The following is a 22,509-nucleotide window of genomic DNA, read 5'->3' as shown; positions in this document are numbered from 1 at the left end:
TCCACCGGCGGCCTGGGCGCCGCCCTCGCCCGGGCCCTGCGCGGGCGCGGAGCCAACCTCGCGCTGCTCGACCTCAGCCTCGCGGCCGCCACGGCTCAAGCCCAGAACCTGGGAGACGAAACGGTCGCCCGTGGCTGGCACGCCGACGTACGCGACCTCGCCGGCCTGCAGCAAGCCATGGACGAGGCCGCCACGCACTTCGGGCGCCTCGACATCGTCATCGCAGGCGCCGGGATCGACACCATGGCCCCGATGGCGACCATCGACCCGGCGGCCTACGAACGTGTCATCGACGTCAACCTCAACGGCGTCTGGCGCACCTTCCGCGCGGCTCTGCCCCACGTCGAGGCCCAACGCGGCTATCTCCTCGCGATCTCCTCCATGGCCGCCTTCGTGCACTCGCCGCTCCAGATCTCCTACACCGCGAGCAAGGCCGGCGTGTGGGCGATGTGCGACAGCCTTCGCCTGGAGGTTCGCCACCTGGGTGTCGGTGTCGGCAGCGCCCACCCCACGTTCTTCCGCACTCCGATGATGGACGACGTGACCGCGGACCCGGCCGGCCACGCCCTCTGGGGCGGCAACTCCAAGGGGTTGTGGAAGATGGTGCCGCTGGAGAAGGTCATCGCCGGTATCGTCCGCGGCATCGAGCGTCGTGCGGACCGCGTCGTCGTCCCCAGGTCCCTCACCCTGACCGCGAACGCTCCCGGTCTGTTCCGGCCGATACTCGAACGGGTCGGTTTCCGCCCTCAGACAGTCCAGCGCGCCCTCGGCCTCGCCTCGGCGTCGGGCTGGCACGACCCGGCGGTGCATGAGCGCCACCAGGCCGGTTCCCGCCGAATTCCGGGCTGAAGCAAGCAACCCAGAGGGTCCGGCCGTTCAGGCAACCTCGTAAAGTAGCGGAGACCATGGCAATCAAGGTCACACGCACGACACGTCGGGCCGCCGCAACCCGTGCGGCCATCGTCGACGCCGCCGAGGAGCTGCTGGCCTCCGGAGGCCCCGACGCGGTCACCTTGGAAGGCATCGCCGAACGCGCGGATGTCGCCGTGCAGACGGTGTACAACCGCGTGGGCGGCCGCGCGGCCGTTCTCATCGCGGTTGCCGAGCGGGCACTCGAGGACAACCGGACCTACATGGACGACGCCTACGCTGCCCCGGGCACCCCGGTGGAACGCATCAGAGCCGCCTCGGCCGCCTACGTCCGCTTCGCCGCCGAGCGCCCACACCAGTTCCGCCTGCTGGCCGAGCCGCCCGACGAACCCGCGGCCCTGGAACGGGTCGCCGCGCTCGTCGACGAGCAGAACGCCAAACTCGCCGCCGCCCTGGCCGACGGGGTGGCCGACGGCTCGCTCGCCGCCGACCTCGATCCCGTCACCACCGCCACCGCGTTGTGGGCTGCCATGAACGGCGTTCTCGGCCTCTCCTGGCGCGCGGACCGACTCCGCGCTGACGCCTCCCATGTGACGGAACTCGTCGCAGCCGTGGAAAGGGTGGTTTTGCGCGGACTGCTCGCCCGCTGAAGTCCGCCCGGGGCCGTGCCACCGTACGGTGACACGGCCTGGCTCCCGCCAAGCCGGGATACCGCCGCCTGCGGATCGCTCCCCTTCCGGGGGGCGGTATCACCCAGGCCGGAGCACGTCCGCACACGCCGTACGGCACCGCCGAGGTGTCCTGGGCGCTCTCCCGAGGCGTGAACTCACCGTGGAGGTCGCGTCGTCCGACGTCGTCCTGCCGGACGGCAGGGGCGTCATCGCGGTGGGCTCCGCGAGGCACACGTGGACAGTGGCGTTGGGGGCACACACGGTTGAGCAGGCACAGTTGCCCCTGGGCATGACGATGGGGGAACTCATGGACCGCGAAGATGCGGTCCATGTCTTCAAGGACTTGCTCGTCTCGTACTTCCCGGAGGCCGCAGAGGTCATCGAGAGCGGCTCCGGAGCTCCGGCTGAGGTGCGAGGGAAGCGGCGCGAGCGTAGCTGCGCGGGCGTCCATGGCGTTCGCCTCGTCAGCGGCCACGGCTTCTCCTGCGGGACGCCGGTCGGTGTGGCGGTGGCGTTCGGCGAGCGACGTCGGCTTCCGGCTCCGGGACTGGGCTGAAGTCGAGTTCGTACTCGTCGTAAGCGGCGATCAGGTCGTGCTCCAGCTGGGCTTCACGGTCTGCGACCTGCGTCATGAGATCGTCGTGCTCGGCCTGACACTGCAGGTATACGGCCCAGTCGACGTCGGTGGAATGAGCGGGGTGGTTCAGAGCATTCCTTGGGGACGTGGGTGGATCGGGCTCGGAGGCAGGCGCGGTCAGCGGTGGCGCCCGCCGGCCCGGGTGGCGGAGGCGCCGGCGGGTCCTCCTGACGGGTGAGCGGCGCGAGGAAGCGTTGGAAGCCGAGGTGGTCGTCAAGTTCCTTGGCCGCGTCACGAAGGGATTCCGAGGTGCACGCAACAAGGCGCGTGCTGAGGCGTGGTCGATGAGCGTGCGGTTTGTGAGCTAGCGCCCGTCGATTCGGGTTGGCAGACCAGAGCAGAGCCAGTGCACACTCCGCGGTCTCGGTGAAGTGCGGTGTTACGTGGCTCGACATGTCGCCGCCATGCCGAGATGTTTCAGGACGGTGCTGCCGACGGGGAGGTGTGGTGCGGGCTCCGGACGAAGTCAGCAGTGAGCCGGAGGACGTCGCTTGAGAGGTTCTGTGCTTCGGTGGCGTGCTGGAGCAGTGCTGTGTAGGACGGTGTGGCCGTTGCTGCCGGGGGCGAGGGCGGCGCGCACTCGATCGGCCATCGCGGCGTCGGGGACCGGCACCGTGCCGGACATTGCGCTGGCCTCACCGGTGTGGTTGTCGAGGGCGAGTTGCTGTTCGGGCAGCGCGTCGAGGACCCGATCAGATCGCAGGTCGCACAGCAGCAGCCGAAAAGGAGAAGACAACAGGAAACTCATATCTCAACTGATATGGCGATCATGCGGGCTGAGTCGCTACCTTGAAGATGAGTAGCAGGGCGGCGGCAACGAGGACCGTCGAAGGAGCTGCTGTCTCACAAACTGCCCGAGGAGTTGCCTCGGGGACCGGTCAACGACCAAGGGTGGTCGTGTGACGCATGGTGAGCAGTCCACTTGGGGGGCATGCGGCCGGTAAATATGAGCCCTGACGCTAGGTCTCAGCAGGCCATCGAAAGGTGGTCGAGCTGAGGCTGCCTCGCCGATGGTCGACCACCCTTACTGAAAGGGCTCGGCCAGTGCGTGTCTCCCCGTTCGTCGTCAGGGCGGTGTTCGTAGTTCTGGCGTTCCTCTCATCCATCCTCGTCGGCGTCATTGCGGGAGTTCTCTCCCACGCGAACGGAACCCGGGTGCCGGGTGCTGTGTTGTACGGCGGCGGGGCGTTTGTGGGCTGGATGACGCTTAGCCTCATGGCTTTGGAAGCTCTTGGCTGGCTTGACGCGGGCAGTGCTGAAGGCCCATCAACCTCACGCCAGAACGTAGGTGGCTGACGTGCGGATATTCCGGTCCTTACGCAGGGCGCCACCACCCGACCACGTACGCAGTGTGAGCAAGCCAGCCGTGTTCAGGCGATCTGCACCTGAGCCGAAACCGTCGGAACGCGGACAGCTCGACCTCCGTGAACGGGCACCACCCGGCGAGGACGGTGCCGATGGTCACGTCGGGGGCGACGTTCTCGGCGGCCAGCACATCCAACTACCCGCCCTTTCAGACCACTTCGAGGGTCATCGTTGCGATGCCGCCCGTGCGGCGCGCGCTGTAGTTATTGGCGTCGGCGTTGGCTGTGGTCTGCCACCCGAACCTGCATCAGACCCGAGGATGTAGCAGTAGGGCGGACTCATGGCTGCACCTCACGGTCGCGTGCATGGCCGCTGCCCGCAGTTCCAGTCCATCACTGCTCTCGCGCCAGTCCAGGCCTGCAGCTTCGGCCTTCGCCTGTGGGATGGCGATCGCATTGAGGGCGGGTCGGGACTCGATGCAGGGCTTCGGCACCGCTGGTCGCGGCCCGCCCTGAGTTCGTCCGATCCGTCAGTCCCGTCCCGTCGACGGCACCACGCCGTGCAGCGCCAGGGTCAGCGCGCGGTTCGCGGCCGTGGCCCGAGCCGCTGGGTCCTCGATACCGCTAAGTGCGCCCCGGATCATCTTGATAATCAGGGACACGTCATCGAGGGTGAGGTCGCGCCGCAACAGTCCAGCCGCCTTGGCGTCCCGCAGGGGACCTCTCATCGTCTCGCATAGATGTCAGGTTCTGCCCCTCCTGGAGACCCTCGCGCGGTCAGGCACCAGTACTCGCGGTCTTCGGCCGGACGACGTTCACCAGGCCCATGGCCCGGTCGATCGTGATCTCGATGACCACGCGCTCCGGATCCGGAGCCGGAGTCCGCCCGTACCGGTCGGCGTAGCGGGCCACGGCGTCGTCCACCGCCGTCGCGTCCGTCAGCACTTCGGCCGTGCCTTCCAGGGTGGCCCAGCGGCCACCGTCGACCTGACAGACGGCCACGCGGGCTTCGCCGGGACGGGACGCCTGGATGTTGGCGACCTTCTTGCTTGATTTGCGTGTGATAACCCGGGCGACTCCCTTGTCCGCGTCAAGGGTCACGCCCACCGGCACTACATGCGGACTTCCGTCAGGGCGAAGCGTGGTCAGCGTGCACAGGTGGTACTCGCTCCAGAACGCTGAGTGTTCAGGGGTCTGGCTGGATATCTCGCTAGGCATGACCAGGAGCATAACGCGGGGCACTGTACAGATTGGCGCAGAAGTGACCCCTTACACATACCTGTCTGCCCCCTTGAGGTGGCGGGGAATTGCACCTTTAAGTGGCTGATGTGCAGATTGAGATCCCTCTGGATGTCTCAAAAAGATAACGGAAGTGCCCGTTGCGAGATGCGACGGTGGTCAATATGAACGCAAGTGAATCAGCAGCTCACGGCCATGATCAAAATCTGAAATTGTCGGTTTGAGGCGGTTTGTTAAGGGGGACCCCTAGCTGTCGTCGGCCCTCTGAGGTGTAGCAATCCGGCCTTGATCTCTTCTGGGCCTCACGTAGGGTCCGAGATTCCAGCAAGGGCTTCCCATCGGTTGTTTGGTTGTTCGCGTTAGCGATCCAGTAAGTCGGCGGAAGCTCTCGCGTGTTCCTCGCGGCTCGATCGCTGAGGCTGGCGTGTGTCCTCCGGTCAGCGCCAGGTCTCGGCGGTCGTGCCACCTCCGTATGCGGTCCGAGGACCGAACATCGTTGACCCGTGGTGGCTGGCGCCCGGCCCCGAGCAAGGGCCCCGATCGGCCGGTACGAAGGGATTGCTCAAATGTCTCCGGAAGAGAGTCGTCGCTCTTCGCAACCTACGGTGCCTACCCGGGAGAGGGTGGGACGCCGGAGGCTCGGGCGCTGGCGGATGGCTGAGAGGCGGACCGTGGAGCGCGACCTCCACCGTCGACTGCGGCAGGAACTGCGCAAGCTCGGCATCCACCCGCCTCTGGACGTGGAGGAACTGGTCAAGGCGCTCAGCGAGAGGCGCGGGCGGCCGATCGTCCTGCGACCCTTCCCGCTCGAGAAGCCGGGGCCCTCCGGACTGTGGGTCGATACGCCGCAGATGGACGTCATCCTCTACCAGCAGGAGACGACCCGGCTCCACCAGCGACAGATCATCCTCCACGAGATCCTTCACATCCTTGTCGCCGAGTGGGAGGAGGACCAGGCCAAGGCGCCGGGGGAGTCACCTGACGACTTCGTTGAAGGCTGGGCGTCCCTCATCCCAGTGCTCGACCCCAAGCTGATCCGACGGGTCGCCCGCCGCTGCTCGTACGAGGACCGGGAGGAGTGCTCGGTCGAACTCGCGGCCACGATCATCCTGGAGTGGTCATCGGTGCTCGATGAACTGCCCCCGCTGTCGGAAGACCCGGAGGTACGTCGGGTCCAGTCCGCTCTGGGCGACCGGCGAGGGTGGCTGTAGTCCGTGAGCGAGACCCTCCTGCTGATCATCGCGGCCGCGGTCGTCTGGCGGCTCTATCTGTGGTCGCGTGCCCCGTACGACGCTCCTACCCGGTCGGTCGCCTTGTCGCTGCTGTGCGCGGGGCTGTCCTATCCGGTGGCCATGCCCGGGGGAGCGACCGGCATCGACACCGTGGCCGGGCACGGCGCGGCGAAGCTGGTACAGAACGTCCTGCTGCTGGGGACGGTCTACTTCCTGATGTGCTTCTACCTGTACTCGGCGGACGAGCAGGCGGCGCGCCGTCGTGCCCGGTGGGAGGCAGTGGTCGTGTCGGTGGTCGCGATGGCGATCATGCTGGCGGCGGCGACTGTGCCGCACGAGGCGCTCGCCGGCTCGTTCAGCACGGCGGACATGACGATCTCGCAGGTCGCCTTCTTCTACGCCGGCGCCGGCCTGTATCTGATGTACGCCCTCGGTGCTGCTGGACGGTGGTCCGCCCGCTATGCCCGCATGTCCGGTCGCCCCCACGCGACGGGGCTGTGGATGACCGCGATCGGCCTCGGCGCGATGGCGGTGGCCTGCGCCGTGCGCGCGGTCTTCGTCGCCGTGAGATGGAGCGGCGGCGCCGTTCCGGACCTGCTCATGAACAGTGTGGCGGTCGGGCTGGTGGTGTCGAGTCTGCTCTTCGTCGCAGGCGTCACCTATTCGGGGGTCCGTGCCAGGATCACGGCGACGCGCCTGTGGTTGCGCCGGCGGCGGGATCACCGTCGGTTGAGGCCGCTGTGGCAACTGCTGATCGAGGTCTACCCGGGGAACGAACTGCGTCCGGCCTCCAGCGGGCTGTGGGACCGGTGGCGGGCGCGTGGCGTGCATCGTCGTTACCACCGGCGGATAGTGGAATGCCGGGACGGCCTGGTCGACATCAGCCCGCATCTGGTGGACGAGGACGATGACTCCGACCTGCTCCTCCTGGAGCCGGCGGAACTGGCGAGTCGGCTGCGGCGTGCCGCTGTCACGATCCGGCAGGGCTCTCCGGCGCCTGGGCAGGCAGTGCCGCTCGCGGTGCCGAAGGAGGACGACCGGGACGCGGATGTCCGTCAGCTGATCGCGGTGTCGGAAGCGCTCCGGCTGACCGCGTGACCGTGGAAGAACGAGGGAGACGTAACGAGATGCTGATCACCGCCAGCCGGGTCCTGACCGGCTCCGGGACGTACCTGGAGGACGGCGCGGTCCTCGTCGAGGGCGACGCGATCGCCGCAGTCGGGCCGCGCGCACAGCTCGTTGACCGTGTCGGCGCGGACGCGAAGCACCTGGCGTTTCCCGACGCGACAGTCGTGCCCGGACTGATCGACGCCCACGTGCATCTCGTGTTCGACGGCGGCGGTGACCCAGTGGCCACCCTCGGCGAGTCGAGCGACGAGACGCTGCTGGAGGACATGCGCCGACGCGCGGAGCAACTCCTGTCTAGCGGGGTCACGACGGTCCGGGACCTGGGCGACCGCCATGGCCTGGCGCTTCGCCTGGCCGAGGAGATCAGCAAGGGAGGCACGTCCGGCCCGCGCATCGTGTCTGCGGGTACACCGGCCACCCCTCCCGGAGGGCACTGCCACTTCCTGGGAGGCGAGGTCTCCGGCGTGGACCAGGTCCGAGATCTCGTGCGGCGCAACCTGGTGGCAGGCGCTGGCGTGATCAAGGCCATGGTGACCGGAGGGGGTCTGACCAAGGATGGGCCGAAGAGCTGGGAGAGCCAGTTCACCCCGGAAGAGCTGCAGGCCCTGGTGGACGAGGCCCACAAGGCCGGCGTGCCGGTGGCCGCGCACGCGCACGGTGCGGACGGCATCGCCGCGGCCGTGGAAGCGGGTGTGGACACGATCGAGCACTGCACGTGGATGACGGGCGACGGCTTCGACCTCCGTCAGGACGTCCTGAAGAGGATCGTCGACGACGGCATCGCCGTGTGCCCGGCTGTGAGCCCTCACTGGCAGATGCTCCCGCGCTTCTTCGGCGAGGAGCGGGCGGCGGCCATGTTCGATCTGGTCCGGCAGATGGCGGAAGCCGGCGCCAGGCTCATCGCCGGAACCGACGCGGGTGTCCAGCGCGCGGGCTTCGACGGACTGGTGCCGGCCCTGTCGTTCTACGCGCACCTGGGCCTGCCGACCAGCAAAATCATTGACATGGCGACTGCCGACGCGGCCGACGCGCTGGGACTGGGTGAGACGACGGGCCGGATCGCCCCGGGATTCCGAGCAGACGTGTTGGTGATCGAAGGGGACCCACTCGAAGACCTCGACGCACTTCGCGCGATTCGCGCCGTGGTCGCTGCCGGCCAGCACCACGAACCGTAGAGGACCGACCCAGTGCAGTTGACCCGCATTGCTGTCCGAAGCCTTCACTCTCCGGCTTCGGGCAGGCGTTACTCGTCTACGTCGGGCTCTCGCTCTTCCAACTCCGTGACCAGGTTGTTGACGAACTCCATGACGTTCGTCGGCAGACCCTGAGAGCCCATCCCGCGCCCCTTGACCCGGCCCACGGCCCCCTTCCTCGACGCGGACAGGAGCTGAAGGCCCTCGTAGACCTGGCGGGCCACGGCATCATCCGGCTGGAAGTACATCGGCGACACACCGAGGAACGCCGCCAAGCCCTCAAGGACGACAGGCGATGCCGTCTCAACGGCGCCGGTACGCAGATCCAGAACTCCTGCCGCGGAGATGACCCGTGCCCCGGCATGAGCGTTGACCGCGTCGGCGATCTCCCCGTCCGTCGGCGGACCCTGGGCTCCGGGATACGAGCGCTCCAGGATCAGGGTGATCCTCTCCGCCAAGGTGCCGGGAGGGCCCGCGGAGGCTGGAGCAGTCCCGGTGGCCTCCGACTCAGCCTCACTGCCCTGTGCCTTGGCGATCGACCGGTCCTCGGCTCGCCGCAGCTCCTCTTCGCTCACCCCGTAGGCCTGGGCCAGGGCCGGGACGTACTTGTCCTTGAGCCGCCGTTCACCACGTTCGGCTCCTGCAACGGGGCCCGCGCTCTTGGTCCCGATCAACTTGGCTGTCTCGTATTGGTAGTAGCCGGCGTCGCAGCGCAGATCAGTCAGGTCAGGGAGTCCCGTGCGAGGGAAGAGATCGTCCAGATCCCGCTTGAGCGCCTTCGCCAGGGCCGACAGCTTCTCCGGGTCGGGAGTCGCCAACCCGGTCTCCCAGCCGGCGACTGTCGAGTCCGCTACGCCGACGGCCGTCGCCACGTCGGCCTGCGCGACCTCGGCAGCGCGCCGCACGGCACGTACACGACCTCTGTCGAAGTGACGGGCGGACATCGAACCTCGTCTTTTCTGCAAACCGAAGGAACCTCGGTGCGTTGACTTTTTGTGCGAGTGGGGATAGCTTCAGCTTAGCGAAAAAAGGGGAGCCTCGCACGCTCGTCCGGTCTTCGCTTCCGATCTCCAGTGGCGCTGATGCCGAGGAGGTCGACCAGGAAGGGTTCCGTGCGTCCTGTGCGCACGGGGCGTTGCCAAGACGTAATCGGCGCCAGAGGGGTTGTATTCCTCGGACGCCAGGCGGTCTGTGTTCCGGCTATTCCGCGGGGCGCTGAGATCACATCACGGCTGTTCCGTGTCCCTGCGCGGACTTTGCGGAGCGGCTGGCACGTGAGGAGTTTCGTATGACCCTGCTTCCAACGACGGCCTGCCATATGGCCGTTAGGGCGGGGCATGCGACTGCTGCGGTGGCTCCAACCCGTATTGACATGCCGTTAGCGGCACCGGAGTGGGAGTTCATGAGCCGCACGTCAGCTGGGAATTAGCCCGCCCGTGCTGGGCTGCTCGGGGCTCACGAGCCATGGAGCCGGGCCATAGTTCACTGACGTTGCCGTCAGCGCTGCTGCCAGGTGCTTCAGCCTCAGCGTCCTGTAACCGTTTCGCGCCGCAGGGAAGAACGCCGCCTGCGAGGGAAGCGGAGGCACATCATCTCAGCGATACATGTCGAGTTGGCGTCGGATCGGCTCACGCCCCGCAATCCACTGGAGTGTTGGCAGCGGTGTGCATATGTTGCTGGTCCGCCGACGAAACCGCCGAAGCAGAACCCCCTCAAGGGAGGAAACAGAGCCACGCGAGACATAAAGTCCGCAATTCTCAGCGGGAGATGAGACCGGCGCCCAGAAGTTAGCAGCTTCCGGGCGCCAGGCCCGCCACCCCTTAGGGCGCGGATTCATAACCGGGGCGAGTCGGCTGACCTTTTCGACGAGAACGGCCAACCCACCCCACCTACGAGTAAGGAATTGTCGCATGCCCGAGTCCTGGGCCGGAAGGGCGCTCGACGCCCAGCCCGCCAAGACCGCCGACCCCACCTCCGGTACCCGCCAACGTCGTCTGACCGTTCTCCTCGCGGACATGGTGCCCGACGCCCATACCATTCGAGTCTCCCAGCATCAGCCCAGCCAGACCTGGCCGAGCCCCTACACCCGCGCGTACGACGAGCAGGGGCACCTCATACCCCTCAACCGGGCCCAGCATGTGACCGCCGCACGCTGGGTGATCCGCGCCTACTCCGAGGCGGACTGGGACGAGGCGCACGACCTCGACCTGACCACGGGGACCCTGCGACCTGCGGTCGAGGCACGTCCCGCCAGGGGCGGAGGCCGCTGACGTGGCACGGATCCGAACGATCAAGCCGGAGGCCTTCGCCTCGGAGTCCCTCGCCGAGGTCTCCATCGCCGCCGAGCGAACCTTCTTCGGCCTCCTCACCCAGGCCGACGACCACGGCCGTTTCCGCGACCAACCCGCTGTTCTCGCCGGGCTGCTGTGGTCCCTGCGCCCGGAGCACGGCCCTGTGGAAGTCGAGGACGACCTGACCCAACTCGCCGCCGCCCACCTGATCTGCCGATACGAGGGCGACGACGGCAAGCGGTACCTGCACATCGTCACCTGGCGCCAGCACCAGAGGATCAACCGACCGAGCGGCGTCCGCTTCCCCGCCTGCCCCACCCACGAGGTCGAGCAGCGCGATGAGGACGCGCCGCAGGCTCACGGAGCCCTCACTGAGACCTCAGTGAGCGCTCATGGAGCGCTCAGCGAGCCCTCGCGTACTCCGCACGAGACCTCCATGAACCGCGAAAAGCCAGGTCAAGGCACCCTCCGTGAGCCCTCACGGAGCACTCACGGACAACTCAGTGAGCCCGCGGTGAGCCCTCACCGTCCGGATCTTGGATCTAGGAACCTGGATCTAGGAACTACTTCTCCTTCGGGCGGCGCAAGCGCCCCCGCACCGGAGGCCGTTTCCACGAAGCTGCTCATCGACGAGTACGCAGCCGCATGCGCTCACCGCCCGCCCAGCGGCGTGCTGGGCCACCTCGGACGCGAGACGGCCAAGCTCCTCGCCGAGGGCATCGCCCCCGAGCACATCCGTGCCGGACTCGCCCGCCATCGCGTCAAGGGCCTGCACCCGAGCACCCTGCCGAGCCTGGTCCACGAGGCCATGAACGCCACCCCCGCCAGTTTGGTCCGGCCGGAAACGCGCCCTAACGTGCCCGGTCACCGGGCCTGGTCCAACCCCGCAGACCCTGCCGCCGCCTACGCCGAGGAGCTGTGATGCGCGACCGTGACGCCCAGCCCGTCGGCGGCATCGCCCGCCGCCTGGCAGGCATCCTCACCTCCCGAGGCATCGACCCCGCAGCCCAGCTGACCGACCCGGTCGAGCCCATCCCCGCCCTGCAGGCGGCGCAGGCTCGCATCCCGGCCCGCTACCAGGCCGCCATCGCAGACCACCCGGCGGTCGCCGCCTGGGTCCGCGAGGTCGCTCAGGCGGGGCGGCCCGGGATCGCGGGGGCACCAGGCATCGCCCAGGGCCGCTCGCTGCTGATCGTCGGCACCACCGGCACGGGCAAGACCCACCAGGCGTACGGCGCGATCCGATCGCTGCTCATCGCCGGCGTCCGGCTGCGCTGGAAGGCGACTACGGCCGCCGACCTGTACGCGGAGCTGCGACCCCGTCCGGGTCACGACGGCGAGCGGGAGCTGATGGACCTCGCCCGCTGCCCACTGCTGATCATCGACGATCTCGGCGCGGCCAAGAACAGCGAGTGGACCGAGGAGATCACGATGCGGCTCATCAACCGCCGCTACAACGAGATGCTCCCGACGCTGATCACCACCAACCTCGGCATGGCCGACCTGCGCGCCCACATCGGCGACCGCGTGGCCTCCCGCCTGACCGAGATGACCGACAAGGTCATCCTCGACGGCCCTGACCGCAGACGGGCCCTCGCAGCCGAGCGGCGCCGCATCGCCGCCGCCTGATCCCTGCCGCGGCTGGCTGCCCCCGCTCCCGCCTCCTTCACGCACCAAACCCTGGGCCGCGTATGCCCAAAACGCGCCCGGGCGACCGGAGACACCCACATGCACAGCACCGAGAACCAGACCCCACGCACCCTCGGCGACCTCACCTGGCACGAGAGCGCCGCCTGCCGCTCGACGCCTCACCACCAGGTCGATCCGGACATCTTCTTCCCCGAGCCGGACGAGATGGACCGCATCCGCGCCGCCAAGGCCCTGTGCGCGCAGTGCCCCGTCCGCGCAACCTGCCTGGACGCCGCCCTCGAAAACGGTGATCGCGACGGCATCCGGGGCGGCATGACCGAAGAGGAACGCGACCCCCTGCACCGCAAGCTCCATCGGCGCTTCGACTACTCCCGCGTGAACGCCGTACTGGCCGGCCGCGACATCCACCTCACCCAGGCCGAACGCGACGCCGTCGTCATAGCCGCCTACCAGGCCAAGGTGCCGGCCGAGCGGCTCGCCTGGCTGATCAAGGTCACCGAGGAGCACGCCGAGAAGCTCTACCGCCGCACCCGCAGGGAGATCCGCAACCGGGCCGTCGACCAGAAGAATTCGGCGAACAAGACCAAGAAGAAGCCCAAGAGCCGTACGAAGGTGCTCAAGGCACCCGCAGCGGAGACACCCGATCGCGACGACCTCGGGACGGCCGCGTGAGCCACAGCGCGCCAATACCGGCGCGGATCACCGGCTGGGACCGAGCCGCGATCGTCGCGCTCGGCGGCGCGGGATGCGCGCTCTCGTACGACGCCCTGCAGCAGATGGCCACCGCCATCCACGTCCGAGGACCCCTCACCCTCGTCTTCCCTCTGGTTATCGACGGCTTCATCGCCTACGGAGTACGCGCCCTCCTGGTCCTGCGCACCGCCTCCTTCGCCGCCCGCCTGTACGTGTGGACGCTGTTCGGCACGGCGACGGCCGCCAGCATCTGGGCCAACGCCCTGCACGCCGTACGCCTCAACCAGCAGCATCCCGAAGGCGGCGGACTCCGGCTCGGCGACGTCACCGTCGGAGCCCTGTCCACCATCGCCCCACTCGCCCTGGCCGGAGCCGTCCACCTGTACATCCTCATCGCCCGCCGGGTCGCCGAACCCGGTCACCACGGACACCCGGACATCCTCGCCGCCGTCCGCACTGACCGAATCGCCGCTGACCGGCCGGAGACTCGGCGAGCAGCGGCACACCGGCCGGTCCCGGTCACCTCCGGACAATCATCCGCGCTGTCCGGCCCGGAGAGCGGCCGCCCGGCGGTCACCTCCGGCCCGGACGTACCGCGAGCAGCCGCCCGGGAAGAGCCGTCCGGACACCCGGAGAGCGCCCCGGAGCCAGAGCCCGCGCAGGGCGGAGACGCCGCTGACCTGGGCGGACAGCCGGTCAGTAGACCTGCCCCGGTCACCCGCCTGCGGCTGGCCGCTCCGTCGGTCACCGAGCCGGAGACCGGCCCGGACACCGGCTCGGAGACCTCGGACACCGGCCGCCGGGACACCGCCCCGTCGGCGGACACCCTCCTGCCGATCGCCCGTCAGGCGGTCGCCGACGCGGGCAAGGTCACCCGCGAGGTCGTCGCGGACGCCATCCGCGGACAGGGCAAAACCCTGGCCAATGACCGGCTGACCGCCCTGATGCGACAACTCCGCGCGGAGACCGGACAGGACCCGGCCGGCAAGACCGGCTGACCAAACGGCTCGGACAGGCGGGCGGCCAACAGGATCGTCGGGCCGCCCGCCCCACACCCCACCAACCTCCGTCTGCTACACACCGGAGACAAACGATGCGAACCACACCGGCCACCCCCGCCGAAGCCGACGCCTGGATCACCGTGCTCCGGCGGTACGGACACATCCACCACACCGAACTCGGCCCGGACGGCACCTGGACCGTGCAGCGAACGCCCGCCAGCACGCCCCGCACCCTGCACCACCCGGTCCTGGCCCTCGACTTCGTCGCCGAGGTCCTCCACGATGTGCGGCGCACGAAGGCGCGGACGCTCTGATGCCACACCTTGAGCCGGCCGACACCACCTCCCACCTGCGGCAAGACCACTGCCCGGCACGAAGCCGAGCAAGCTGTAGCTTCCGAAACTCCTCCGCTGCCACGGGCTGCGGAGGAGTTTCGGAAGCGCACGCCCCCGCCCCGGAGCGGGCGGGGGAGGCCCGGCACCAGGGGGTGCCGGACTCGGAGGCTGCGACCGAGGGCGGATCGCAGCCAGGGGAGGAACCGAACCCGCCCGCCACGCCGCGTACCCGCCCCCGCCTGCGCCAGAGCGTGCACCGCGACCAGGTCCGCAGCGTCCGCCTGACCCACGACGAACTCGAGCTGGTGAAGCACGCTGCGGAAGCCGTCGGCCTGAAGACCGCCGGATTCCTCGCCAACGCCGCGGTCGCGGTCGCCCAGGCCCAAGGAGGTCCCCAGCCATGGCTGTTGGACCAGAGGGGCCGGGTCGAAGAACTGATGGCCGCCAGCGCACAGCTCGCCCGCGCCGGCAACAACCTCAACCAGGTGGCCCGCGTCCTCAACTCCGGCGGTCAGGCAGCTTATGCGGACGACGCAGTCGCCCGGGTCCTACGCGCGGCGGACCGGGTCGAGGCCGCCGCGATCGAGATCGCGCGGCGCTGACGGTGGTCCCCGACATCTCCACCGGCGGCCGGACGTACGGACTGCTCACCTACCTCTACGGTCCCGGCCGTCGGGACGAGCACACCGACCCGCACCTCGTGGCGTCCTGGATGCCAGGGCTCGCCCCCGACCCCGGACGTGATCCGGCCGCCACGCTCAAGCAGCTGACCGACCGACTCGACCTGCCCGTGCTTGCCCTTCCGAAGAACCGCCGCCCGGCCCGTCACGTGTGGCACTGCCCCGTCCGCACGGCGCCCGGCGACCGTCACCTCACCGACGCGGAATGGGCCGAGGTCGCCCGCCGCATCGTCCACGCCACCGGCATCGCCGAAGACGGCGATGCCAAGGCCTGCCGATGGATCGCCGTTCGCCATGCCGACGACCACATCCACATCGTCGCCACCCTCGTCCGCGAAGACGGCCGCCGCCCCCGCCGCCACGAGGACGGCATCCGAGCACAGGCCGAATGCCGAAAGATCGAGAAGGAGTTCGGCCTGCAGATCCTCAACGGCGGCGACCGCACCGCCGCCCAGCGCCCCACCAGCGCCGAACGCTCCAAGGCCGAGCGATCCGGCCGTACCGAGACACCCCGCGAGACGCTGCGGGAAAGCGTCCGTCACGCCCTGGCCGGCGCCGCCAGCGAGGAGGAGTTCTTCCATCGCCTCGCCGAGGCCGGCCTTCGGGTCGAACAGCGCATCGCCCCCTCCGGCGACACCCTCGGATACAAGGTCGCTCTCCCCGGGGACCGTAACCGTGACGGTGAGCCGGTCTGGTTTTCCGGCTCGAAACTCGCCCCGGACCTCTCCCTGCCCAGGATCCGCCGGCGCCTCGACGCCGGACGGCTCGACGACGAACCGGTCACCCACCATGCCGGTGAACGAGCACCTCGCCCGGCCACCGCCCGGCGCCAGACAGCCCCGGTCGCCGAACGCGCGGCCTCGATCCTCGACGGGAACGACGACGAGGACTCCGCCGCCCAACTGGCCGGCATCGGCGAACTCCTCGACGCACTCGCCCAGACCGCCCCGGCCTCAACCCGCAAGGAACTCGCCGAGGCCGCTCGCGCCTTCGAACGCGCCACCCGCTCCCACATCCGGGCCGAGCGCGCCGACAACCGAGCCATCCGCTCCGCCGCCCGCGGCATCATCCGCGCCGGCAACGCCCTCGGCAAAGGCGAAGACGGCGGCACCACGGCGATGCTCCTTTCCACGATGGTCCTCGTCACCATCGCCGCCGTGCGCTGGCACTCCGCCCGCGGCCACGCCCAGCAAGCAGCCGCCGCCCAACGCGCCGCACAACACCTGCGCAATGCCTACCGATCAGCCGCCACAGCCCCCATGCACACGATGCGCGAACACGGCCGTCGCCTCCCCGAACCCGTACGAGAGCGCTACGCCGACACCCTCGAAACCACCCTGCCCGAGCAGGCCGAGTCCGTCCGCCGCGAGCCCGGTTGGGACGCCCTCGCCGCCACCCTGGACCAGGCCGAGCGCGCCGGACACGACCCCGATGCCCTGCTCCAGCAAGCCATCGAATGGCGCGAACTGGACACCGCGGACAGCGTCACCGACGTCCTCGTCTGGCGGCTGCGACGCATCGGCAAACTCCCCGCCACCATGGACCCGCCCCGTGCCCGTACGAACGCGCGGGCAACTCAAGCACGCTCCCACCCGTCCCCGCCACAGGCGCCCGAGACGACCGCCGAGACCCGCCATGTCGTCCCTCGCTCCCGAGGGCCGAGGCGCTGAGCAGCACAAAGAGCTGGACACCGACCGCCAGTGCCTGTTAGGGCTGGTTGATATGGAGAAGGAGACGATGCAGATCCTCAACGAAGGCCTCCACCTTCAGAGAACCGTTCGGCCGGAGACGGCCATCGGCGACGACCCTCTGCTGCGGCTCCAGCGGGAGATGCAGCTCGGCGACGGCAACATCGGTCTCCGCGCCACCACGCACCCCGAGGAAATCGTCATCACCGGGATCCCCGTGATGTGCCCGCAGTGCGGCGCCCGGCGCGACTGGATGGTGATCTGCGACCGCAACGAGATCAGCATCCGCTGCCGCTGCGCACACCAGTGGGTCGAGCGCGAACTGACCGGTGCGGACTACGAGGCGATGATCGACGTCGGAGGCAAGGACTACCCGAGCTTGGAGGCCGCGGCCCAGGCCGAGGGCTACGACGGCACGCTCGCCGGCATCTATCTGACCGAACGCAGGCCTGAATAGGGCCTGCGGGCAAGCACCGTAGACACCGCCCGGCGGCGCATGCGCTCAGACTCATAAGGTGCCCTGAGAACCACTCGATGATCAATTCCAAGGGGTGCCTGCGGAGGGTGCGGGGGTGGGTGGTCAGGCGGCGGGCTCGACTTCAGGGTGCGTGAACCGCACGGGCTTGGCCAGCGACCGGGCGTAGGCGATCTCGGCTCGGGTGCTGTCTCCGATGTAGTCGCCTACTACGAGCACCTCATCAGCGAGCCGGATCTTCGCTCGGTGCAGATCGTCGAGTCGAACCTTCAGCGCCTCGGCCTCGACAGGATCGGACCAAAGGTCGTGCGGCGACTTCATGTCAATGCCCGGTTTGACGACAATCTTTCCGGATTTGGTCTCTCGCAGATCGGCCTCGTTCATCTCGGTCATGAAGCGGGGGGAGCCGCAGATCACGACGATACGCGGGAGGCTCAGCTGCCTCTTCGCGTCGGCGAGCTTCTCCTCGGGGGTGAGCGGTTGCGGGTACGACACTGGTTACTCCTGGTGGTGCGGTCCAAGGGGTGCTTGCGGAGACGAGAACGAGGGTGTCCAAGATCGTCTTATGGCGAACGACGTGGACACCCTCGCGACAGCACAGCTGCTGATCGGGTCGCGTGCCTGTTCGTAAGCGTCGCTGTCCTCCTGCGTCCGCGCTCCGAGCCTCGTGACGCCGGTCAGTCCGCGTTCGCGTGCCGTGTGGTCCATGTCCCCTCCTCGCACTGGGGTTTGCCCATTCCACCCGGAAAATGATCAGCGCGTGCGGCAATGTGGATGGGGAGCGACGGCCCCCGTGTGAGCCGCCGACGTGAGGAGCATCGATGAACCTCCAGCGCACGCCGCGCGGCGACTGGCACAAGAGCTCATACAGCCTCAATGAGGACGCCTGCTGTGTCGAAGTGGCGGACTTTGCCACGGCGATCGGTGTCCGCGACTCCAAGAACCTCGGTCCGGTCATGCGCCTGGCACCGGCCGGCTGGGCGGGCTTCGTCACCGCGGTCAAGGCCGGTGAGCTCGGCCGCTAGCTGTATTGACCCGAAGCGTTGTTCACGCGGCTGATGGGTGGGTGGCCGCTGAGTGCGGTGTGGCAGCGGTGGTGGTTGTAGGTGTGCAGGAAGTCTGCCAGGGCGTCGGTGCGTTCGGTGTTGCTGGTGTAGGGCCGCAGGTAGGCCCATTCGTCGAGCAGGGTGCGGTTGAAGCGTTCGACCTTGCCGATGCTCGTATAGCTGTCAAGGAAGGTCAGGCTGCGGTTGCCAGATCGTCGCGGGCAGGTGGCTGCGCTGGGGTTCGTGGGACGAGTAGGCCGTAGACCTCACGGGCGATGTGTCGTTTCAAGCAGCGAATGATCTCGGTCTTCGTCTTGCCTTCGGCTGTTCTGCGGGCCACGTAGGCGCGTGTGCGTGGCTCCCAGGCCATTCGGCTGACGGTGATCATGTAGAGGGCGTGGTTGGCCTGACGGTCGCCGCCGCGGTTGAGGCGGTGGCGGCTCGTCTTCCCGGAGGACGCGGGGATCGGGGCGACGCCGCAGAGGTGGGCGAAGGCGGACTCTGAGCGAAGGCGTCCTGGGTTGTCGCCGACAGCGACGAGCAGGGCTGCGACGGTCTCGGCACCGAGTCCTTTGACGGCCATGAGTTCCGGTGCCGCCCGGGTGACGAGCCGCTGCAGGTGGCGGTCCAGCTCTGATATCTCGTCGTCGAGCTGCAGGTAGCGGTGGGCGATGGACTGCATGGCCAGTTTGGTGACCGTGGTCAGAGTGTCTGGTTCGGCCCCTGGGCGCCACCGTGTGACTGTGCGGATCAGTTCTATTCGGTGCAGCCCGCGGAGGTGTTCGCGAAGGACGTCAGGAGCGGTGACGATTAGGGCTTTGAGCTGGTTGACGGCTTGCGTGCGAGCCTTCATCGCACTGCGTCGGGCGACCCGCAGGGCCCGGATCATCTCGACAGCGCCGTCACCGGACTTCGGGGTCGCTGTCGCGGTCCCGGCCTGCACTGCCCGGGCGGCGGCTTCGGCATCGACGACATCGGACTTGCCGCGACGGCGGCGTGTCTGACGGTCGGGGCGGTTGACCTCGACGACACGGTGGCCGTGTTGCCGCAGCCACCTGGACAGGCCGGCACCGTAGCAGCCGGTGCCTTCCAAACCCACCTGCTCGACGGTGCCGAGACCGGTGACCCACGCTTCCAAGGATGCGTAGCCAGCTGGTGTCGAGGGGACAGCGAGCGTACCCAGCCGCCGCCCGAGCTGGTCGAGAGCAACAGCGACATGGACGTCGGCGTGGGTGTCGACTCCGAGGGTCACGCTCGTGCCGGAACTGTTGAGCACCTGTCCTCCTGGCGGTCCGCGGGGCTGGAGCCGCACCGACAGAGCACCGGGGACACAACTGCGATGAGGCGTGGTGCCAGGCTCTTATCAGGTCACATCCGACGGTCTGCCGGTGCAGCCGCGTGCGCCCTCCCGGCCGGCCGACGCATCGGCAACAAGGCACGAGCGGCCGGTTGGTCTGTGGGTCAGACCGACCGGAAGAGCGCTTGCAAATCCTCGCAGTTGGTCTGCGGCCGGTAGGCGCGAGTCAGCTTGCCGGCTGCGCCGAGGTCGGCCAGTGCCTGTGGCCAGGCGAAGCTCTTGCGGTAGGGCCAGGCGTTGTCGGTCAGGACCCGTTCGATGCGGTCGATGCCGCAGGTGGTGAAGAAGGCGGCGGCCCGTCGCAGGAAGGCGGCGCAGGTGGCGGCCTTCTCGTCGTCGTGGATCTCGCTGTAGACCAGGCGGGTGTGGTCGTCGACGGCGGAGTGGATGTAGTCGAAGCCCACGCTGCTGCGCCGGGCCCGGCCGGCCTGTCGGCCCAGGATTTTGTGGCCGCCGCCGTCGGGGATGCGGCCGAGTTTCTTGACGTCGACGTGGATCAGTTCGCCGGGCCGGTCGCGTTCGTAGCGGCGGATGACCTGGCCGGTGGGCCGGTCCAGGAAGGCCAGGCGGTTCAGGCCGTGGCGGGTGAGGATGCGGTGCACGGTGGAGGCGGGCAGGCCCAGGATCGGTCCGATACGTGCCGGGCCCAGCTTGCGGTCCTGCCGCAGCCTGCAGACCTGCACCTCGGTGGCGGCCGCGGTCCGGTGTGGTGTCCTGCGGGGACGGCTGGAACGGTCGATGAGTCCGCTCTCGCCCTCCAACCGCCAGCGTCGGATCCACTTGTGGGCTGTGGGACGGGAGATGCCCATCTCGGCCGCGACATGCGCGACCGGACGGCCGGAACGGACACGCTCGACGAGCAGCCGCCTGCCGTGCATGGTCAGGCGGGCATTACGGTGGGACACGAAGGCCTCCGTGCGGTGAAGATTCGACACCTCCACCACACACGGGGGCCTTCGCCACGATCAAGACCGGCCCCCGTTAACAACGCTCGTGATCAATACAGCTAGCCGGTGCACGTGTCCGTCCCCCCGTCAGGAGGGGAACCCCGGATTCGGGGTGCCCCTCCTGACCGTTTGGGATCAGATCCTGGGGCCCTCGGGGGCCGCGGCGCGAGTCGGGCGGGGCGTGCGCGTGGGCGCTGCCTGGCCGGCACCAGACTGCCCCTCACCCAGCAGCCCACAACAGCCCGAGGAAGTCATTAACGCCACGAGGGCTGCCCCGATCTTGGGGCAGCCCTCGGAAGTCCGCAGCGAACGGAATGGATCGTCAGCGGGTCGCCAGGTGGTTGGCGAGGTGCAGCGCGTCGGTGGCGATGGACATCGCGGTGTGAAGTCCCATGACCTCGTGAAGGGTGGGGTGTACGACGGCGGTCCAGTCGCCGTGGAGGTTCGGCCAACTGGCGAGGAGAACCTCCGCCGTGGCCAGACCGAGGTGCGCGGTCACATCCATTCCGTCCCCGAGACTGGGCTCCCAGCTGAGCAGGACGGAGCCAGGAGGGAGACGCTCGGGCTTCAGGTCGGTTATCCACCCCGTGTGGATCGGTTGAGCGGGATGAGGAGGTACGCAGCGGAGGAGAGCGCCGCGCACCGACCTTGGCATGGGGTGATGGACCAGGTCACTGAGGAGCTGGTGTTGTGAGGAACTGGAGGAGGTGATCGGCGACGCAGCGGGCTGTGTACGCGGGTGGCACGTCATACGTTGGCCCAGTCCAGCTGGTTGCGGACGTCGGGCGGCAGTACGCCCTCCTGGCCGTTTTCAGCGATATAGACGGCTCCGTTCGATCCGGTGATCTCCACGATGCGGCCGATGTGGTGGGCGTAGGGCCAGTCGGGATTGATGGCGAGGTACACCGGCAGGTCGGGGTCGAAGGTCTGCAGCTGATGAACCAGTTGGCCAACAGTGATCTTGTAGGGCAAGACGGTCTCCTGGGTGATGAGAATGCGGAGCGGGTGTCACACGCACGTGCAGTAGCGGGCGGGGAAGGTGACCAGAGCGGCGACGAACCCGGCGACGGCCTGTGCCGGGGTATCCGGCCCGAAGGTCTGGCGCCAGGCCGTGGTGCCGTCCTTGTCCGTGACGTGGATGTGCCACAGCTCACCGCGTACCGCCTCGCGGCTTTCGGGGAGAAAGCCCACATACACCCGTCGGTCGGGGCTGGCGCAGTGGAAGTTGCAGTCCAGGTCGGTGACGACGTCCCATCCCTGGTCCTTGAGGAGGTTGGTCACGGGTCGGGCGCAGTGGCATTCGAGAAGCCACTCACGCTTGCTGAAGGCATGCGGAGGAAGGTCTGCGAGAGGCCTGGACGTGGTTGTGGCGGTGAGCGTCACGAACAGAGAACCCTTCGTTGACCTGCGGCTTTTCCGGACTCCCGTACGTTGACATGGTCTTGGGTCGTGTCTCCAGTCGTTGCCCGCGGTGTGCGTCTGCCGTGGGCGAACTGGCCGCGGATGCAACGGTTGGTGTCCGTCTAATGCGGAATGAAACGGCCGTCCTCTCAGCTGGTGCGGGAGCGGTCGTTTGAGCGGCCGGGTGGAGAGAAGGGGAGGAGCGGGCTTGAGCAGCGAGGAGATTCGCGCGCATGACGAGGCTGTCAACCACGTCGAGGCGGCGTCGTTGGGCCGGTCCCGGATGGCTGATGGACGGCGGATCGAACTGAGCGTGGGGGAGCTAGCGCGACTGGTGGACGCTGAGGCCGACGGCTCCCTATGAGAGCCGATGCCGGCCCCGTCTCTGCCTCGGCTGATCCCTTGGCGACTTCGTCGTCGGCGCGTGCCACTTCTCCCAGTGCAAAAACCATGGGTGCCTACCGACAGCACGCGGGATCATGAGGCATGAGTCCGGATGGCTGGCACCTCACCGAAGACCTCGACGACTTCCTCGCTCGCGCCGGAGCCTTCCTGCGCTCACGTCCCGTCCTTCACACCGTCCCGTTGACGGTGACCGAGGCGCTGCGTACGCGCGGGGATGGCGTCCCGCTTGGTGGTGTAGCCGATCAAGGCCGGGGCGTGCGCCCGGG

Annotated in this window: 26 protein-coding genes and 4 pseudogenes; 19 read left to right on the top strand and 11 right to left on the bottom strand. The window is 68.5% G+C overall.

The window, feature by feature from the left end:
- From AB0958_RS39440 to AB0958_RS39425, 4 genes and pseudogenes are all read left to right on the top strand, one after another.
- A partial coding sequence (locus AB0958_RS39440) for an SDR family NAD(P)-dependent oxidoreductase (RefSeq protein WP_366895298.1) occupies positions 1–849 on the top strand: 849 nt, incomplete at its 5' end.
- A 56-nt stretch (positions 850–905) separates the two neighbouring features.
- The gene (locus AB0958_RS39435) at positions 906–1,520 is read left to right on the top strand and encodes a TetR/AcrR family transcriptional regulator (protein ID WP_366895297.1); all 615 of its coding nucleotides are present in this window, start codon (positions 906–908) and stop codon (positions 1,518–1,520) included.
- Between the two features lie 38 nt (positions 1,521–1,558).
- Positions 1,559–1,630: pseudogene (locus AB0958_RS39430) on the top strand (hypothetical protein); the annotation flags it as partial.
- A gap of 71 nt (positions 1,631–1,701) precedes the next feature.
- Positions 1,702–2,097, top strand: coding sequence for a hypothetical protein (locus AB0958_RS39425; protein ID WP_366895296.1), 396 nt, complete (start codon positions 1,702–1,704; stop codon positions 2,095–2,097).
- Between the two features lie 547 nt (positions 2,098–2,644).
- Here AB0958_RS39425 and AB0958_RS39420 read toward each other — a convergent pair.
- The 3 genes from AB0958_RS39420 to AB0958_RS39410 all read right to left on the bottom strand — a co-directional run bounded on the left by AB0958_RS39420 (position 2,645) and on the right by AB0958_RS39410 (position 4,700).
- Positions 2,645–2,926 (bottom strand): hypothetical protein, encoded by a 282-nt coding sequence (locus tag AB0958_RS39420; RefSeq protein ID WP_366895295.1) that lies wholly within the window; start codon positions 2,924–2,926, stop codon positions 2,645–2,647.
- A 1,086-nt stretch (positions 2,927–4,012) separates the two neighbouring features.
- Complete coding sequence (locus tag AB0958_RS39415) at positions 4,013–4,210, bottom strand: hypothetical protein (RefSeq protein WP_366895294.1); 198 nt, start codon at positions 4,208–4,210, stop codon at positions 4,013–4,015.
- Positions 4,211–4,259: 49 nt separating this feature from the next.
- On the bottom strand, positions 4,260–4,700 hold the full coding sequence (locus AB0958_RS39410) for a PPOX class F420-dependent oxidoreductase (protein ID WP_366895293.1): 441 nt from the start codon (positions 4,698–4,700) through the stop codon (positions 4,260–4,262).
- Positions 4,701–5,374: 674 nt separating this feature from the next.
- Between AB0958_RS39410 and AB0958_RS39405 the strand changes: the two genes are divergently transcribed.
- From AB0958_RS39405 to AB0958_RS39395, 3 genes are read left to right on the top strand one after another with little or no spacing between them, the layout of a single operon-like run.
- Complete coding sequence (locus tag AB0958_RS39405) at positions 5,375–5,932, top strand: hypothetical protein (protein ID WP_366895292.1); 558 nt, start codon at positions 5,375–5,377, stop codon at positions 5,930–5,932.
- Between the two features lie 3 nt (positions 5,933–5,935).
- On the top strand, positions 5,936–7,051 hold the full coding sequence (locus AB0958_RS39400) for an MAB_1171c family putative transporter (RefSeq protein WP_366895291.1): 1,116 nt from the start codon (positions 5,936–5,938) through the stop codon (positions 7,049–7,051).
- Positions 7,052–7,080: 29 nt separating this feature from the next.
- Entirely contained in the window at positions 7,081–8,256 is a 1,176-nt protein-coding gene (locus AB0958_RS39395) for an amidohydrolase family protein (protein ID WP_366895290.1), read from the top strand.
- A gap of 68 nt (positions 8,257–8,324) precedes the next feature.
- Here the strand turns inward: AB0958_RS39395 and AB0958_RS39390 are convergent, their stop codons facing one another.
- Positions 8,325–9,218 carry a helix-turn-helix transcriptional regulator gene (locus AB0958_RS39390; protein ID WP_366895289.1) on the bottom strand — a complete coding sequence of 298 codons (894 nt, stop codon included), beginning with the start codon at positions 9,216–9,218 and terminating at the stop codon, positions 8,325–8,327.
- Positions 9,219–10,184: 966 nt separating this feature from the next.
- Between AB0958_RS39390 and AB0958_RS39385 the strand changes: the two genes are divergently transcribed.
- The 9 genes from AB0958_RS39385 (at position 10,185) to AB0958_RS39345 (ending at position 17,069) form a co-directional block, all read left to right on the top strand.
- Entirely contained in the window at positions 10,185–10,544 is a 360-nt protein-coding gene (locus AB0958_RS39385; RefSeq protein WP_366895288.1) for a hypothetical protein, read from the top strand.
- A 1-nt stretch (position 10,545) separates the two neighbouring features.
- Positions 10,546–11,487 carry a hypothetical protein gene (locus AB0958_RS39380; RefSeq protein WP_366895287.1) on the top strand — a complete coding sequence of 314 codons (942 nt, stop codon included), beginning with the start codon at positions 10,546–10,548 and terminating at the stop codon, positions 11,485–11,487.
- Complete coding sequence (locus AB0958_RS39375) at positions 11,487–12,194, top strand: ATP-binding protein (protein ID WP_366895286.1); 708 nt, start codon at positions 11,487–11,489, stop codon at positions 12,192–12,194. The genes AB0958_RS39380 and AB0958_RS39375 overlap by 1 nt, the downstream gene beginning before the upstream one ends.
- A 99-nt stretch (positions 12,195–12,293) precedes the next feature.
- Positions 12,294–12,887, top strand: a complete 594-nt coding sequence (locus AB0958_RS39370) for a WhiB family transcriptional regulator (RefSeq protein ID WP_366895285.1) — start codon at positions 12,294–12,296, stop codon at positions 12,885–12,887.
- The gene (locus AB0958_RS39365; RefSeq protein ID WP_366895284.1) at positions 12,884–13,906 is read left to right on the top strand and encodes a DUF2637 domain-containing protein; all 1,023 of its coding nucleotides are present in this window, start codon (positions 12,884–12,886) and stop codon (positions 13,904–13,906) included. Before AB0958_RS39370 ends, AB0958_RS39365 begins: the two co-directional genes overlap by 4 nt.
- 95 nt (positions 13,907–14,001) lie before the next feature.
- Entirely contained in the window at positions 14,002–14,223 is a 222-nt protein-coding gene (locus AB0958_RS39360) for a hypothetical protein (RefSeq protein WP_366895283.1), read from the top strand.
- Between the two features lie 272 nt (positions 14,224–14,495).
- Positions 14,496–14,846 (top strand): plasmid mobilization relaxosome protein MobC, encoded by a 351-nt coding sequence (gene mobC, locus AB0958_RS39355; protein WP_366895282.1) that lies wholly within the window; start codon positions 14,496–14,498, stop codon positions 14,844–14,846.
- A gap of 2 nt (positions 14,847–14,848) precedes the next feature.
- Entirely contained in the window at positions 14,849–16,594 is a 1,746-nt protein-coding gene (locus AB0958_RS39350; protein WP_366895281.1) for a relaxase/mobilization nuclease domain-containing protein, read from the top strand.
- Positions 16,595–16,661: 67 nt separating this feature from the next.
- Positions 16,662–17,069 (top strand): hypothetical protein, encoded by a 408-nt coding sequence (locus AB0958_RS39345; protein WP_366895280.1) that lies wholly within the window; start codon positions 16,662–16,664, stop codon positions 17,067–17,069.
- 123 nt (positions 17,070–17,192) lie between these two features.
- Here AB0958_RS39345 and AB0958_RS39340 read toward each other — a convergent pair whose 3' ends face one another.
- Complete coding sequence (locus AB0958_RS39340) at positions 17,193–17,582, bottom strand: hypothetical protein (RefSeq protein ID WP_366895279.1); 390 nt, start codon at positions 17,580–17,582, stop codon at positions 17,193–17,195.
- Positions 17,583–17,908: 326 nt separating this feature from the next.
- On the opposite strand from AB0958_RS39340, the gene AB0958_RS39335 reads away from it, so the two are divergent.
- Complete coding sequence (locus tag AB0958_RS39335; RefSeq protein WP_366895278.1) at positions 17,909–18,112, top strand: DUF397 domain-containing protein; 204 nt, start codon at positions 17,909–17,911, stop codon at positions 18,110–18,112.
- Here AB0958_RS39335 and AB0958_RS39330 read toward each other — a convergent pair.
- The 6 genes and pseudogenes from AB0958_RS39330 to AB0958_RS39305 form a co-directional block, all read right to left on the bottom strand.
- Positions 18,109–18,306 (bottom strand): annotated as a pseudogene (locus tag AB0958_RS39330) (integrase core domain-containing protein); the annotation flags it as partial. The gene AB0958_RS39335 and the pseudogene AB0958_RS39330 overlap by 4 nt on opposite strands.
- A gap of 20 nt (positions 18,307–18,326) precedes the next feature.
- Positions 18,327–19,409: an IS110 family transposase gene (locus AB0958_RS39325; protein WP_366895277.1), complete on the bottom strand. Its 1,083-nt coding sequence runs from the start codon at positions 19,407–19,409 to the stop codon at positions 18,327–18,329.
- A gap of 188 nt (positions 19,410–19,597) precedes the next feature.
- Positions 19,598–20,395, bottom strand: a pseudogene (locus AB0958_RS39320) (IS481 family transposase); the annotation flags it as partial.
- A gap of 364 nt (positions 20,396–20,759) precedes the next feature.
- The gene (locus AB0958_RS39315) at positions 20,760–20,936 is read right to left on the bottom strand and encodes a hypothetical protein (protein ID WP_366895276.1); all 177 of its coding nucleotides are present in this window, start codon (positions 20,934–20,936) and stop codon (positions 20,760–20,762) included.
- A gap of 248 nt (positions 20,937–21,184) precedes the next feature.
- Positions 21,185–21,409: a hypothetical protein gene (locus AB0958_RS39310; RefSeq protein ID WP_366895275.1), complete on the bottom strand. Its 225-nt coding sequence runs from the start codon at positions 21,407–21,409 to the stop codon at positions 21,185–21,187.
- A 36-nt stretch (positions 21,410–21,445) separates the two neighbouring features.
- Complete coding sequence (locus AB0958_RS39305) at positions 21,446–21,718, bottom strand: DUF317 domain-containing protein (RefSeq protein WP_366895273.1); 273 nt, start codon at positions 21,716–21,718, stop codon at positions 21,446–21,448.
- Between the two features lie 328 nt (positions 21,719–22,046).
- Here AB0958_RS39305 and AB0958_RS39300 point away from each other — a divergent pair, with 328 nt between their 5' ends.
- Together AB0958_RS39300 and AB0958_RS39295 are read left to right on the top strand one after the other, a co-directional pair.
- Entirely contained in the window at positions 22,047–22,202 is a 156-nt protein-coding gene (locus tag AB0958_RS39300) for a hypothetical protein (RefSeq protein ID WP_366895271.1), read from the top strand.
- A gap of 122 nt (positions 22,203–22,324) precedes the next feature.
- A pseudogene (locus AB0958_RS39295) lies at positions 22,325–22,509 on the top strand (GNAT family N-acetyltransferase); the annotation flags it as partial.

The sequence above is a fragment of the Streptomyces sp. NPDC006655 genome (genome assembly GCF_040703965.1).
GTDB lineage: Bacteria > Actinomycetota > Actinomycetes > Streptomycetales > Streptomycetaceae > Streptomyces.
The sequence above is the reverse complement of the archived record's forward strand: the minus strand, read 5'-3'. Positions and strand labels throughout refer to the sequence as shown.